Genomic DNA, 13,162 nt, shown 5'->3' with positions numbered 1-13,162 from the left:
TCTTCATACGATTTCTATCGTTGTTTCAGAATCCATGATTAGGATACAATTATCAGTAAAATGTATAAAGTCCCGGTGTTTCTGAGACTCTATTTTTGTATCAGAATAATTAAAACAAAGATAATCTGATAAATAGTAGTGATATGAAAAAGTTTTTATTAATTCCATTGATGCTGTTGACCGTTATGTCGATGGCTGCCTGTGGAGGATCGGACGATGATCCGGTGATGCCTGAAACACCTGAACAACCTGAACAACCCGAAACTCCTATAACATCTATGAAACTAAATATTACAGTCGGGAGCCGGACGATTACGGCTACGATGGAAGACAATGCTGCTGCACGAGATTTCCTCTCGCGTTTGCCTTTGGAGGTGACTCTGAATGATTATAACAATATTACTGAAAAGATTTTTTATCCGTCGCCTGCGCTGACGACGGCTGGTGTGACACGGGGCTGCTCACCCGCACCCGGTGATATTACGATTTATGTACCGTGGGGTAATGTCGCTATTTTCTGTAAAAACTGGTCGCGAAGCAACGATCTGATTAAGATCGGTCGTATCGACGGTGATGGTATCGGGGTTTTGAATGTGGTGGGTGATATAGCGGTGAAATTTGAAAGACAATAAAACCAGCGAAGTTTGGTTTGAGATAAGAAACAAAATAAATAAAGCAAATGAAGAAGTTACTAATCGTTTTATTGCTCACAGCTGTGATTATTCCGGTAATCGCACAAGAAACTGAAAATATGGTACGTCTGTCGAAAATTACAGTCGATCCGGAACGGTTAGCTGAATATAATGCTCATCTGAAGGAAGAGATAGAAGCCTCCATGCGGTTGGAGCCGGGTGTCCTGCTACTTTATGCAATGGCTGAAAAGGATCATCCGAATAAGGTGACTATACTTGAAATCTATGCGGATGAAACTGCCTATAAAAGCCACATCGAAACTCCTCATTTCCAGAAATACAAACAGGGAACGCTCGATATGGTAAAACATCTGGAACTGATCGATACTACTCCGTTGATTCCCGGGTTAAAGATGAAATCTCCTTCAACAGCCGTGAATACGGTTCGACCGAGGCCTTTCTGATCAGGACTCCTTTTTCTCCATGAAGTTCCCCTGAAGCCGGTAGGCAAAGACTAAGACAAGGGAGAGGAGGGAAAATACCTTCAATACCTTTGCCGTAATCCCAGGTTTCATCCGGTTCGGCTTGATGAACCAGCGTGCAAGGTTGTTCTGAAGACTGGAGGAGTTGAATGATATGATAACCTGTCAGTATATCGAATCCGCGGTCATTCTCTATGGAAAAGGCCGCTTCGTCTTCCCATCCCTCTTCGGTTACGTCCAGTATGATGCCGAGGGCGAGGTGAACTTTGTCTTTGTGCAACACATTCATCACTTCGATGGCGCCACCCGAATGGATTTCTTCATCCCCGGTAAATGCTATAACTACATTGTTATTCAGTTCATCACGCAGCATCAGGTCGATGATTACGGCATTCGTCGCACTGTTGTCGAAAGTCCCTTTCCAACAATCACCGGCCTCTTCCATAAAGCAATTTTGATAGACACAATCGATATGAGAGGATATGAGTGTGTTCCATTCGGCCGGATCTGTTTGCCGGGCATAAATAAGTGAAAGAGGTCCTTCGTGAATTAACCGGTAATTACTTGATTCCAGCAGTCTTTTTATTTCATCTACCCGGTTGCAGATCGTAAATTTATTCCCATCGTCTTTGCTGTCGATGGTGAGACGTTGGAGCAGGGTGGAATACGATAGAGAGTTATGTTGCATGAATATTATGGATATGTTTTTCGAATACAAAAGTAGGAAGTTTTTTTAAGAGTAGGATATGATTATCGTGTAATCGCTATCTTTGTAAAATCTATTAATCAACAGAAAGAGATTATGCTTGCATATACATATATTGAACATGGTAAATTCGAACTGCGCGAGAAGGCGGAACCGGAAATAAAAGATTCACGTGATGCTATCGTGCGTGTGACGCTGGGTAGTATCTGTACGAGTGACCTGCATATTAAACATGGTAGTGTGCCACGTGCCGTACCCGGAATAACGGTAGGGCATGAGATGGTCGGTATTGTGGAGCAGGTAGGTCCTGATGTTATTTCCGTCGAACCGGGGGACAGGGTAACCGTAAATGTAGAGACATTCTGTGGGGAATGCTTCTTTTGCAAACATGGGTATGTCAACAACTGTACGGATCCCAATGGCGGTTGGGCTTTAGGATGTCGTATAGACGGCGGTCAGGCAGAATATGTCAGGGTCCCTTATGCCGACAGTGGATTAAACCGTATTCCGGAGACGGTTAGCGACGAGCAAGCTCTATTTGTTGGTGATGTGTTGGCCACAGGTTTTTGGGCAGCCCGCATTTCGGAGATTTCCAATGATGATACAGTGCTTATCATTGGTGCCGGTCCTACCGGTATCTGTACATTGCTTTGTGTGATGCTGAAGAAGCCACGACGGATCATTGTCTGTGAAAAGTCCCCTGAAAGAATCCGGTTTGTCCGTGAACATTACCCGGATGTGCTGGTGACAGAACCCGAAAACTGCAAGGATTTCGTACTTCGTAACAGCGATTACGGCGGTGCAGATGTGGTCCTGGAGGTAGCGGGTAGCGAAGATACTTTCCGTTTGGCTTGGGATTGTGCCCGACCCAATGCGATTGTCACCGTTGTTGCCCTCTATGATAAACCCCAACTTCTTCCTTTACCGGATATGTATGGAAAGAACCTGACCTTTAAAACAGGAGGCGTGGACGGTTGCGACTGTGCCGAGATTCTTGAATTGATCGAGCAGGGTAAGATAGACACCACTCCGCTTATTACTCACAAATTTCCGTTGAACGAGATTGAAGAGGCTTATCGTGTCTTTGAAAATCGTTTGGATGGGGTTGTGAAGGTGGCTATTTCGGTTTAGTGATACAATAAAAAGTTTTCAAAATAAATCCTTCATTCCTTCATGTTGTTATATTAACTATTTGATTATGTGTTTTTTATTGATGAAGGATGTTTGTCAGGATGAAGGAATGTCTTTTGAATTGTCGTTTTTTCATTCACTAATGATGATTCCGAAACGATAAAAAGAGGGAGTATCCACCGAAAGGTTATTTGTATGCTAATGTTATTTTAGTGCAAGGATAACTGAGGCTTAGCCTGGTTGTCCTTTCTTTTTTCCTATTTGTTATCTGTCGGACGCTTGTTTGTCAGTTATCAAACGCTTGTTCGATAGTTGTATTATAAGCGTTTGACAATTGACAAACAATAAAAAGATAGTAACTCTCATAATAATAAGTAATTATAGATATCCTTACTGCTTATTATTTCAACCTTACTCCCTACCTGGCATATAAAGTTGAATCAGGTAGGAATTTTAGGTAGGAATATGAAGATTTCAGCCCCCAATAAATCTGTTTCCTTCATGTTGTCAAAATTCCTTCATGTACAAAATATCAATAACCAGCTTGTTAGATCAAGGATGAAGGAATGAAGGATTTATTTTGTGAAATTTTTGTTGAGAAATTTTTGAAGATGTGATGCTTCGTTTTATATTTCTATGTTCCGGATGAACTTTGCCGGAACACCGCCAACTACCGTGTTTGCAGCCACGTCTTTTGTTACGACAGCTCCTGCTGCAACGATGGCATTGTCGCCAATGGTTACGCCTTGTAAAATAGTGGCATTCGAACCGATCCAGACATTTTTGCCAAGTACAATGGGAGCAGGATAGGTTGTCTTACGGTCTTCCGGTGCAAGGCCGTGGTTGAGGGTAGCGAACACAACGTTGTGTCCGATTTGACAATCATCACCGATCGTAACACCACCGTGATCCTGAAAGTGACAGCAGGCATTGATAAAAACATTTTTACCAACTTGTATATTCTTTCCAAAATCAGTATAGAATGGAGGAAATACACGCAGTGTCGGATCGACTTCGTATCCGAACAATCGCGAAAGTAATGCCCGAACCTCGTCGGAGGTATGATAGGAACCGTTCAGTTCGAAGGTAATGCGTCGTGCCTCGTTGCTCATCTCATCCATGAAACGATGGATTTCCGGTGTATTGAGTGGCCCCCGTGTCCGGATAACTTGTAAAAAATCCTTGAGTATCATAAGCTTAATTTTTAGATGTATATTTTCATAATGCAAAATTACAAGAAATATACATCCTGTTCTATACCCAAACCAGGGGAAAGATTACCCTTTTTACGGTTTTTACACCATTCTACTATTCCTTTGTACGTTTACCATAAAATTCCAAATATTTCTCTATATTGGATTTTATATATTCAATACTATGATGGCCTGGGAATATGTGGTTTTGAGAATTAATTGCTCTCAATATTATATAAGTTTATCTAGTTTAGGTGTTATCTTGTGAACCAATATTAAATTAGTAATAGCAACCAATAATCCTATGGAGAAACAGATTGCAATTTCTTTGAAGGAAAATGAATGAATGATGTAATCGATCCCGATAATAATATAGGGAATAGATAAAAAGGAAGTTATTATGACAGGAATATATTTTCTGATAATTATAAATTGAATGATATGTATGCCTATATGAAAAGCAAATGCAGTAAAAAAGGCTAGCCATGCATAAGGCCATTCAAAAAGTAAATAAATTATTGTGGCTATACTAATCAGTATGAATTCTTCTGCGACTGCTAATGCAAAAGAAGGTACGGACATTGTTTCTAAATGACTGATTTGTTCTCTAAATCGGGGATATTTAGCTTGTAACCATGTACCATTTTTTGTAAACCATGCTTTGAAGCCTATTATCTCTTCAAAGTCATGTATCATAAAGACGAGAGGTAACAGATATATAATGATTTCAGAATTGCCCATTTACTTTGATTTTGAATTACAAAGTTATTGAAATTTCAATAAGAATGTTGATATTCCAAAATTCATTTGTATGAAGGGTGTACCATCTTGTAGTCCTTTATACGAACATTTGGCACACTATGAAGGGAATCTGAAAATCTACCGTGACTGGCGTGCTACGCTGGAATATGCTGTGGAGGAAGCCGAGGAAAAAGGTTTAAAGAAAGGCAAGAAAGAAGAACAACGCCTTATTGCAACAAACTTTAAAAAGCAGGGAGTTTCAGTCGAAACGATAGCCCAATGCACTGGGTTGTCGGTTGAAGAAATAGGCGAATTATAATTTCTTATAGCTTGTTAGTTGAATCAGCCAGATTGTTTAATACATAACAATCTGGCTGATTTTGTGATTATGTCTCTGAATGTCTACAGATGAGACAGATAATATTATCTGATAAAGTTCGTTATTTGCCGCTCTTCAGTTTCCGGCAATGGCTGTGCCCCGGCTTTTATGTTTTTCAGTAACCAGGCCATATTCTTACCGAGTGTCCGCATGATTTGTAAACCTTCGGCATCCTGTGCAGCCTCGCCGGGCAGGCGGCCGTGTATGATGTTCCAGTATTGCGAAGAGACGACAGGCATGTTGTTGATCGTAAAATATTTGTTCAGCCGGTCGATGGTAGCACTGGCTCCGCCACGTCGGCAGACTGCAATTGCGGCTGCCGGCTTGTATGCAAGCATATCCGAACAGGAATAAAATACTCTGTCAAGGATGGCACAAAGCGAACCGTTAGGCCCGGCGTAATATACGGGAGAACCTACTATCAATCCATCTATATCCTGAAGATTTTCACGTATATCTTCATACAGTTTATCTTTGAAAACGCATCTCCCCAATTCGTTGCACTTGTTACAGGCAATGCAACCTTGTACGGCTTTATTGCCGAGTTGGATGATACGGGTTTCGACGCCATTCTGTTCCAAAGCTGTTGCCACTTCAGACAAAGCCAGAAATGTATTTCCCTCTTTCCGGGGACTTCCATTAATAAGTAACACTTTCATATATATAATCTTTATTGGACAAAAGTAGCAGTTTTAAGACAATGCCCTGTTCTTTATTCGTTCAAATTGTTTTTCTTTTTAGCTCATATATCCGGCTGCTATAATAAGTTTTGTTTCAACTGTTCCGTATATTTATCTATACGTAATAACTCTTTCGGAATATCGATGTTCTGCGGACAATGCGGATTGCACTGGTTGCAGCCGACACAATGATTGGCCTGACGCAGCCGGGGAACACTGCGGTCGTATCCGACAAGGAAAGCACGACGCGCTTTCGCATAATTTTCATCCTGTTGGCTTTCGGGAATATTTCCGGCATTAATACAACGGTTATAATGCAAGAGGATCTCAGGAATATCCAAACCATACGGACAAGGCATACAATATTTACAATCATTGCAAGGGATGGTAGGATAACGGAGCATTTGTACGGCAGTCTCTTCCAAAAAAGCCAGATCATTATCCGTCAGCGGTTCCAGTGGGGAGTAGGTGCGGAGGTTATCCTGCAAATGTTCCATATAAGTCATTCCGCTTAATACCGTCAATACACCCGGGAATGTTCCCGCGAAACGGAAAGCCCATGAAGCGACACTCGACTCGGGACTGCGTTGTTTCAGTTTCGCTGCAATATGGTCGTGTACGTTCGAGAGACGGCCTCCCAGTAACGGCTCCATGATGATGGCGGGGATGTTTCGTTTCTGTAATTCGCCGTATAGATATTCAGCATCGGTATTCCGGGTGTTGACCTCTTTCGCATGTTTCCAGTCAACATAGTTGAGCTGTATCTGGACAAAATCCCACTTAATTTCGTTCTGACGGGAGAGGAGGTAGTCGAATACTTTGATATCTCCATGATAAGAGAAACCCAGGTTGCGGATACGGCCTGCCTTTCGTTCTTCAAGCAGAAAATCGAGCATGCCGTTGTTTATATAACGTCCTTCGAAATCTTCCATACCGTTTCCCATACCGATACCGTGCAATAGGTAATAGTCGATATAGTCGACTTGCAGCTCTTTCATAGAGTTACGATACATAGCCATCGAGTTTTCACGGCTCCATGTCTGGGGCGCGAAGTTGGATAATTTGGTGGCAATATAATAGGTATCGCGCGGATAACGGCTGAGAGCGATACCTGTGGCATGCTCCGAACGTCCTTTACAATATGCAGGCGATGTGTCGAAATAGTTGATACCATGTGCGATGGCATAGTCGACCAGGCGATTGACCATTTCCTGGTCGATCTCGTCACTACTGTCTCTTGCACTGCTGTTGGAAACTGTCGGCCAACGCATACAGCCATATCCTAACAAGGATACTTTATCGCCTGTCGTGGGCGTGGTGCGATAGGTCATTTCGGCAGGAATATCACCGGAACCGTTTCCCCGGAAGGATGCGTTTTTGTCCGGTTTGCAACTATAAAGTGAGGCTGTCGATGCCAGTGTGCTTCCGCCTAAGACTTTCAGGAATCTCCGTCGGTCTATATTCTTTTTATTCTTTTCTTCCATGATGCTTTGTTTTGATGATTTTCGGGTATATTAAATGGTCCGGTGCATTTCGTGTCCTTCCACATAGATGGCACTCAGTGGGCGGGAGGGACAAAGATGTTCGCAGGCTCCGCAACCGATACAACGTTCGGTATTGATAACCGGTATTTTTGGTGAGTCGAGTGCTTCGGGATCTTTGGGAACCATCTGTATAGCAGCTGTCGGACAATGACGGGCACAGTTGCCGCAATCGACACCGTCGGTATTGACTACGCAAAGGTCTTTGATCCATACGGCATGCCCGATCTGAATGGCAGATTTATCGGCTACACTGATCGGCTGTATGGCACTGGTGGGGCATACGTCCGCACATTTGGTACATTCCGGTCGGCAATACCCGAGTTCATAGGACATTTCCGGTTGCATGAGGGTCATAAGGTTTCCGGACGGACGCAGTACCTGGTTGGTACAGACGGATACACATAATTGGCAGGCAGTACAATGTCCGGTAAAGTTTCGTGCGCTTAATGATCCGGGAGGAGTGATAGGAGTGAGGCGTTCCGGTTTTTGTTTGTCTTCGATCGGAGCTAAACCGCCATCTACATTCTTTTCGGGTTTGACTTGTGCCTTCAATGTGGCTGATACGGCAAACAGGGTGGCAACCGATAAAAAGTGACGACGTGAAGCAGCGGATTTTTCTGTGGCTGGAGCCGATGCCGATGGTAATACTGACGCCGAAGCCGATGGCGAAGTTGTTGTTTCAACCTGTTTCTTCGTCAGCGATTGTCCCGGTACATATTTCAGAGCATTCCGGCGACATTTCCCGATGCAATCCATACAAGCCACGCAACGGCTGTAATCGATCCAGTGTTCTTTGGTATCGATGCATGCAGCCTTACAATTCCGGGCACATAATCCGCAACCGTTACATTTTTCGGTATCGATAACCGGTTTGAAATAAGAATACCGGGCAAGGAAACCGAGGATAGTTCCTACCGGACAAATGGTATTGCAGTAGGTTCGTCCGTTACGCCACGCTAATATAGCCAGTACGATAAATGTTATGATGGCTATGCTGAAAGTGGCTATTCCTTTCATCCAAACATCTACCGTATAAAAGGCATAGCTATCCATCCGTTCAGCGAGATAAGCGAGTCCATTGTTTGCCCATTGATAGAAAGGAGCGAACAGATTGGAGGCGATCCGCCCATAGGCACTGTATGGAGCCAGCAAAGCCAATAGCGAACCAAAACCTCCAATCATCGCAAGTACAAACATAGCAAGTATCCCATAACGTAACCAGCTAACCGCCGGGGAATACGAAAAACGGTTCTTCTTTTGTTTTCCGGCTATCCATGAAACAACATCCTGAAATACTCCCAGCGGACAAATAACCGAGCAGTAGATCCGTCCGAACAGTAATGTCAGGACAACAAGCCCTATCACTATTCCTATATTCACCGCCAGCAATGCCGGAAGGAATTGTATCTTCGCCATCCAACCGAACCACTGATGTATTGTCCCCGTGAAATCAAGGAACAACAAGGTGATCAGGGTAAAGAAAATGACGGCAGCAGTTAGTCTGATTTTTCTTAACATATACGTCTCTGAATATTTTGTTGATTATTACTGATGCAAAATTATTCTTGTTTTTCCCGTTAACGATTACACATATTACAGGTATATCTACCATTATTACTGATTTGCTTTAACAGATGAAAAAATGACGCAAAAAACATCTAACTTTGTGAAAACAAAACAGAAAGCGTATGATGGAAATTAGAGAAATGGATCACATTTATCAGTATAATGACCGGATGGGGCTGGAAACATTGCATCCGCTGATCAGTATTGTCGACTTTTCAAAATGTGAGGTACAGGTAGAAAGTGCACGTTTGAGATATGGCTTTTACTCAGTCTTTTTGAAAGATGTGAAATGCGGTGACCTGCAATACGGGCGTAATTATTATGACTATCAAGAGGGCACGATGGTTTTCACTGCCCCCGGACAAGTGGTAGGTGTTGCCCGAAAAGGAGAATATATCCAACCGAAAGGATGGGCGCTGCTTTTCCATCCCGATTTGATCCGTGGTACTTCTCTCGGTCGTAACATTAAGAATTACCGTTTCTTTTCTTATGAAGTGTATGAGGCACTTCATCTTTCGGAACAGGAACGGCAGATAGTAATCGATTGCCTGAAAAATATAGAACTGGAACTACATCATGGAATAGATAAGCATAGTAAAATGCTGATCGTATCGAATATCGAACTGCTATTGAACTATTGCGTCCGTTTCTACGACCGTCAGTTTATTACCCGCGAAGAAGCAAATAAGGATACACTGGCTAAGTTCGAGAAGATCATGAACGACTATTTCCAGTCGGATAAACCGCAGGATATCGGGCTGCCATCTGTTCAGTATTGTGCCGACCAGTTACATCTTTCGGCAAATTATCTGGGTGATCTGATAAAAAAGGAAACGGGTAAATCTGCGCAGGAGCAAATCCAGCTATATCTTATCGATATGGCAAAAGAGAAAGTGCTCGATACCAGCCGTTCCATCAGTGAGATCGCTTATGAATTAGGCTTTAAGTATCCGCAGCACTTTACCCGTTTGTTTAAAAAGTGTGTGGGAACTTCTCCGAATGAGTATCGGATGCAGAATTAAGTTTTATTTCTTTTTGCGGGTAGCGAAAACTTTAGCTAAAGTGATCCATTCCCCGTCTTCGTTGATGGCGGTACTTCGCCAGGTGAAAGAATTGTCTGTAATATCAGAGAATATCCACTTCATACCTTGCGAAGTTATCTCCGTCAGGACAATTTCGTCTCCTTCTTTCCGGGCTTCCAGTCGGGCACATTCTTCCGGGCATCCATAGAAGATTTCCCAAACCTGTTTTTCCGGGTTAAATAATCTGAGAGTAGTCCCGTAAGCTGCGTCCGGTTGGATATCGATCAATCTTTCTGTTCGCGACGGGACAATAAAGACATCTTGTACTGCCATTCCGTCGAGTACCCATGAAAAGATCCATTCTCCTTTTACACGTCTGGGAGTAGGTGTGTTGAGGTGGTCGTTCCAGTCGAGATCCCATTCACCGATCACTTTACCAAAGAAATTGTACTCTTCCGGTATTCTTTCACTCTTTCCTTCGCTGACTAGTGCTGCTTCAAATTCTTTCATGATTTCTTATTTAATTTGATTCAAGGTTTAATATTTAACAAAGATAAGCGAAAATCAACAAATAAGAACAGTGATAATGGTAAAAATATCAGTAATCCATATACCATACTTCTGAAAAAAGAGAAGTACTTTTGTTTTATATAATAAGGATTTATCCATACTATGCCTCGGTATTTGGGGCAGGCAGCCAAAGATTTGAAAGCCCGTAAGGTCATGACTGTCCATCATTCCAAATACGCATTAGCCTCACACCGTTGGGACGAACCGTTGAAAAACGAAATTGAGATGGCAAAAGATAACTCTTTGGAGTTGATCATTCCGGTGATCGGACAGGTGGTGAATTTGGATAATAAGTAGATATAATTTAGTAGCTTTGTCTCAGATGAAAATAATTGATAATTAAAGAGATTATGGAAACAGTAAAATTGAATAATGGCATTGAAATGCCAATTTTAGGTTATGGAGTTTATCAGGTGACACCCGAAGAGTGTGAACGTTGTGTATTGGATGCTTTGAGCGTAGGTTATCGTTCTGTCGACACAGCACAAGCCTATTTTAATGAAGAAGGTGTAGGGAATGCAATCAGTAAAAGTGGTATTCCACGGAACGAATTGTTTATTACAACCAAGGTTTGGATATCCAATGCCGGATATGAAAAGGCAAAAGCATCTATCGATGAGTCTTTGCGTAAACTGCAGAGTAATTATGTCGATCTACTCCTGATACACCAACCTTTTGGTGATTATTACGGTACTTACCGTGCGATGGAAGAGGCTTATAAGGCAGGAAAGGCACGTGCTATCGGAGTGAGTAACTTTTATCCCGACCGTCTTGTCGATCTGGCGGAGTGCTGTGAGATAAAACCGGCAGTCAATCAGGTAGAAACACATGTCTTCAATCAGCAAATAGAACCCCAGAGGATCATGGAGGAATATGGAACACGGGTCATGTCATGGGGACCATTTGCAGAGGGTAAAAATAACTTTTTTACTAATGAACTATTGAAAACAATCGGTGAAAAGTATGGAAAGTCGGTTGCACAGGTTGCTTTACGTTACTTGATTCAACGGGATGTGATCGTTATTCCGAAATCGACGCATAAAGAACGTATGATCGAGAATATGGATGTGTTTGATTTCTCCTTATCAGAAGAAGATATGCAGGCTATTACCACGCTTGACCAAAAAAAGAGTCTGTTTCTCTCTCATACTGATCCGGAGATGGTAAAATGGCTGATTAATCTGGTGAAAAAGTAATCGTAGCGAAATCTAATTACTGTTTGATAGATAGTCTATTACAGTTTTCTCGTAGTTTCTTGCTTTGGAAACTGCAGTTCCCTCGGCAGGGAACTGTAATTTCCTTAGGAGGAAACTGGAGTTTCCTGCCGAGGGAACTAGCGTTTCCACCGCAGGAAACCGGAGTGTCTTTGCGAAGAAACAGAAATGAGATTACTTCACCAATTATACGACTCTACATATCCGTCGAAATACTCTTCCAGAACCACTCCCAACTCCTTGGCAAGAGCGACAATATATTGTTGTTCGGCAGGTGATAAAGGTGATCCTCCTCTACGTTTTAGATAGTAATTTTTCCGGCCGAGATAGGAGATCATCCGTAATCGGAAGGTATCTGCCACGCGAAGGGTCAGTGCATTCACGGTACGCATGAATCCTATTGCATTCTGTATTTTGGTGTTGGGACGGTAGAGTTTACACGTCCCTTTCATTTTCTTTAATGTGTTTGGGTTCATTATTAGCAGGAAAGTTATATTTTCCGGAGCATGTTTTAAAGCGATTTGGCGTAGACAGGTTGTTGCTTTCGGGCAGTTCTCTGCTGCACACATACCAAAATCATAGGGTACTTTTGAGTAATCGAACGATTCTTTCATGATTGTAAAATTCAAGGTTTATTAATCCGATAAAGGTACGATATATATCGGGTAAATGCCAAACATCAATGCATGAAAAGAATATTCTTTTTACATTAACTTTTTATTCTGCTCCAATAACCCGATTATTTTCTCTAATCTTTTCAGCCGGGTATCTTCTCTTTTCGCTTCAAAGTAGAAACCGACAAAATTATTTTGAGTCGACTTTGCTGTCGTAAGATAATTAGTATAAGCCAGATCGTAGTTTTTTATCAGGGATTCGAACTCAGACTTTTGAGTATCGGTAACATTTCTATCCCGTACCTTTTCCCATTCTCCGCTTCTTTTGGCTTCTTCGATGGCCTGCAGTCCGAACCCGGTCATTCTTCCTTCTTTGATAAGCTTTTCTACAATCTTTTTATTCTTTTCCGACCATTTACTTCCTTTCCTTCTTTTGGAAAAGTACTTTTTGTATCTGTGTTCGTCGATAGAGTTGATCAGCCCGTCGATCCACCCGAAACACAATGCTTCTTCCAACGCCTCTTCTGCAGATAATGTTTTTAATGTTTTTGTTTTCCCTAATAATAACCAGACACCCTCACTTGTCTGGCCGTAATTCTTTAACCACTCCTGAAAGTCTTCTCTTTTTGCGAAAGTTAATTCAGCTCCCATCTTACTTATTATATTCGTGAGTAATAGTATTCTGTGG

General features: G+C 42.2%; 15 protein-coding genes and 1 pseudogene. 7 read left to right on the top strand and 9 right to left on the bottom strand.

Annotated features, from left to right (window positions below):
- Positions 1–143: 143 nt before the first annotated feature.
- Positions 144–632 (top strand): cyclophilin-like fold protein, encoded by a 489-nt coding sequence (locus P3L47_RS18655; protein ID WP_277781717.1) that lies wholly within the window; start codon positions 144–146, stop codon positions 630–632.
- Positions 633–679: 47 nt separating this feature from the next.
- Positions 680–1,096 carry a putative quinol monooxygenase gene (locus tag P3L47_RS18650; RefSeq protein ID WP_277781716.1) on the top strand — a complete coding sequence of 139 codons (417 nt, stop codon included), beginning with the start codon at positions 680–682 and terminating at the stop codon, positions 1,094–1,096.
- On the opposite strand, the gene P3L47_RS18645 is transcribed toward P3L47_RS18650, so the two are convergent.
- On the bottom strand, positions 1,020–1,802 hold the full coding sequence (locus P3L47_RS18645; RefSeq protein ID WP_277781715.1) for a zinc-binding metallopeptidase family protein: 783 nt from the start codon (positions 1,800–1,802) through the stop codon (positions 1,020–1,022). The two genes, P3L47_RS18650 and P3L47_RS18645, sit on opposite strands and share 77 nt — an antisense overlap.
- 114 nt (positions 1,803–1,916) lie before the next feature.
- Between P3L47_RS18645 and P3L47_RS18640 the strand changes: the two genes are divergently transcribed.
- A complete protein-coding gene (locus P3L47_RS18640) occupies positions 1,917–2,951 on the top strand; it encodes an alcohol dehydrogenase (protein WP_277781714.1) in 1,035 nt (344 codons plus the stop codon).
- Between the two features lie 626 nt (positions 2,952–3,577).
- Here P3L47_RS18640 and P3L47_RS18635 read toward each other — a convergent pair.
- Positions 3,578–4,144, bottom strand: coding sequence for a sugar O-acetyltransferase (locus P3L47_RS18635; RefSeq protein ID WP_277781713.1), 567 nt, complete (start codon positions 4,142–4,144; stop codon positions 3,578–3,580).
- Positions 4,145–4,375: 231 nt separating this feature from the next.
- Positions 4,376–4,885 carry an HXXEE domain-containing protein gene (locus tag P3L47_RS18630; protein WP_277781712.1) on the bottom strand — a complete coding sequence of 170 codons (510 nt, stop codon included), beginning with the start codon at positions 4,883–4,885 and terminating at the stop codon, positions 4,376–4,378.
- A gap of 70 nt (positions 4,886–4,955) precedes the next feature.
- Between P3L47_RS18630 and P3L47_RS18625 the strand changes: the two genes are divergently transcribed.
- Positions 4,956–5,204 (top strand): hypothetical protein, encoded by a 249-nt coding sequence (locus tag P3L47_RS18625; protein ID WP_277781711.1) that lies wholly within the window; start codon positions 4,956–4,958, stop codon positions 5,202–5,204.
- A 104-nt stretch (positions 5,205–5,308) separates the two neighbouring features.
- On the opposite strand, the gene P3L47_RS18620 is transcribed toward P3L47_RS18625, so the two are convergent.
- The 3 genes from P3L47_RS18620 to P3L47_RS18610 form a co-directional block, all read right to left on the bottom strand.
- Positions 5,309–5,923, bottom strand: a complete 615-nt coding sequence (locus tag P3L47_RS18620) for a flavodoxin family protein (RefSeq protein ID WP_277781710.1) — start codon at positions 5,921–5,923, stop codon at positions 5,309–5,311.
- A 98-nt stretch (positions 5,924–6,021) separates the two neighbouring features.
- Positions 6,022–7,428, bottom strand: a complete 1,407-nt coding sequence (locus tag P3L47_RS18615) for an aldo/keto reductase (protein WP_277781709.1) — start codon at positions 7,426–7,428, stop codon at positions 6,022–6,024.
- Between the two features lie 30 nt (positions 7,429–7,458).
- On the bottom strand, positions 7,459–9,006 hold the full coding sequence (locus P3L47_RS18610) for a 4Fe-4S binding protein (RefSeq protein WP_277781708.1): 1,548 nt from the start codon (positions 9,004–9,006) through the stop codon (positions 7,459–7,461).
- A gap of 170 nt (positions 9,007–9,176) precedes the next feature.
- On the opposite strand from P3L47_RS18610, the gene P3L47_RS18605 reads away from it, so the two are divergent.
- Positions 9,177–10,076: a helix-turn-helix domain-containing protein gene (locus P3L47_RS18605; RefSeq protein ID WP_075557326.1), complete on the top strand. Its 900-nt coding sequence runs from the start codon at positions 9,177–9,179 to the stop codon at positions 10,074–10,076.
- 3 nt (positions 10,077–10,079) lie between these two features.
- Here the strand turns inward: P3L47_RS18605 and P3L47_RS18600 are convergent, their stop codons facing one another.
- Positions 10,080–10,586 (bottom strand): hypothetical protein, encoded by a 507-nt coding sequence (locus tag P3L47_RS18600; RefSeq protein WP_122360191.1) that lies wholly within the window; start codon positions 10,584–10,586, stop codon positions 10,080–10,082.
- A gap of 153 nt (positions 10,587–10,739) precedes the next feature.
- On the opposite strand from P3L47_RS18600, the pseudogene P3L47_RS18595 reads away from it, so the two are divergent.
- Both P3L47_RS18595 and P3L47_RS18590 read left to right on the top strand, forming a co-directional pair.
- Positions 10,740–10,943 (top strand): annotated as a pseudogene (locus P3L47_RS18595) (MBL fold metallo-hydrolase); the annotation flags it as partial.
- Between the two features lie 53 nt (positions 10,944–10,996).
- The gene (locus P3L47_RS18590) at positions 10,997–11,842 is read left to right on the top strand and encodes an aldo/keto reductase (protein WP_277781707.1); all 846 of its coding nucleotides are present in this window, start codon (positions 10,997–10,999) and stop codon (positions 11,840–11,842) included.
- 197 nt (positions 11,843–12,039) lie between these two features.
- Here P3L47_RS18590 and P3L47_RS18585 read toward each other — a convergent pair whose 3' ends face one another.
- A complete protein-coding gene (locus P3L47_RS18585; protein ID WP_122360189.1) occupies positions 12,040–12,474 on the bottom strand; it encodes a DUF6078 family protein in 435 nt (144 codons plus the stop codon).
- 90 nt (positions 12,475–12,564) lie between these two features.
- Positions 12,565–13,125, bottom strand: a complete 561-nt coding sequence (locus P3L47_RS18580; protein ID WP_277781706.1) for a YdeI/OmpD-associated family protein — start codon at positions 13,123–13,125, stop codon at positions 12,565–12,567.
- Positions 13,126–13,162 lie beyond the last annotated feature (37 nt).

It is taken from the genome of Parabacteroides chongii, from assembly GCF_029581355.1.
GTDB classification, from domain to species: Bacteria; Bacteroidota; Bacteroidia; order Bacteroidales; family Tannerellaceae; genus Parabacteroides; species Parabacteroides chongii.
The sequence above is the reverse complement of the archived record's forward strand: the minus strand, read 5'-3'. Positions and strand labels throughout refer to the sequence as shown.

Bases quoted from the DNA above. Each gene is read 5' to 3' on its own strand.
- P3L47_RS18655 (WP_277781717.1), top strand. From the start codon at position 144: ATGAAAAAGTTTTTATTAATTCCATTGATGCTGTTGACCGTTATGTCG.
- P3L47_RS18650 (WP_277781716.1), top strand. From the start codon at position 680: ATGAAGAAGTTACTAATCGTTTTATTGCTCACAGCTGTGATTATTCCG.
- P3L47_RS18645 (WP_277781715.1), bottom strand. From the start codon at position 1,802: ATGCAACATAACTCTCTATCGTATTCCACCCTGCTCCAACGTCTCACC.
- P3L47_RS18640 (WP_277781714.1), top strand. From the start codon at position 1,917: ATGCTTGCATATACATATATTGAACATGGTAAATTCGAACTGCGCGAG.
- P3L47_RS18635 (WP_277781713.1), bottom strand. From the start codon at position 4,144: ATGATACTCAAGGATTTTTTACAAGTTATCCGGACACGGGGGCCACTC.
- P3L47_RS18630 (WP_277781712.1), bottom strand. From the start codon at position 4,885: ATGGGCAATTCTGAAATCATTATATATCTGTTACCTCTCGTCTTTATG.
- P3L47_RS18625 (WP_277781711.1), top strand. From the start codon at position 4,956: ATGAAGGGTGTACCATCTTGTAGTCCTTTATACGAACATTTGGCACAC.
- P3L47_RS18620 (WP_277781710.1), bottom strand. From the start codon at position 5,923: ATGAAAGTGTTACTTATTAATGGAAGTCCCCGGAAAGAGGGAAATACA.
- P3L47_RS18615 (WP_277781709.1), bottom strand. From the start codon at position 7,428: ATGGAAGAAAAGAATAAAAAGAATATAGACCGACGGAGATTCCTGAAA.
- P3L47_RS18610 (WP_277781708.1), bottom strand. From the start codon at position 9,006: ATGTTAAGAAAAATCAGACTAACTGCTGCCGTCATTTTCTTTACCCTG.
- P3L47_RS18605 (WP_075557326.1), top strand. From the start codon at position 9,177: ATGATGGAAATTAGAGAAATGGATCACATTTATCAGTATAATGACCGG.
- P3L47_RS18600 (WP_122360191.1), bottom strand. From the start codon at position 10,586: ATGAAAGAATTTGAAGCAGCACTAGTCAGCGAAGGAAAGAGTGAAAGA.
- P3L47_RS18590 (WP_277781707.1), top strand. From the start codon at position 10,997: ATGGAAACAGTAAAATTGAATAATGGCATTGAAATGCCAATTTTAGGT.
- P3L47_RS18585 (WP_122360189.1), bottom strand. From the start codon at position 12,474: ATGAAAGAATCGTTCGATTACTCAAAAGTACCCTATGATTTTGGTATG.
- P3L47_RS18580 (WP_277781706.1), bottom strand. From the start codon at position 13,125: ATGGGAGCTGAATTAACTTTCGCAAAAAGAGAAGACTTTCAGGAGTGG.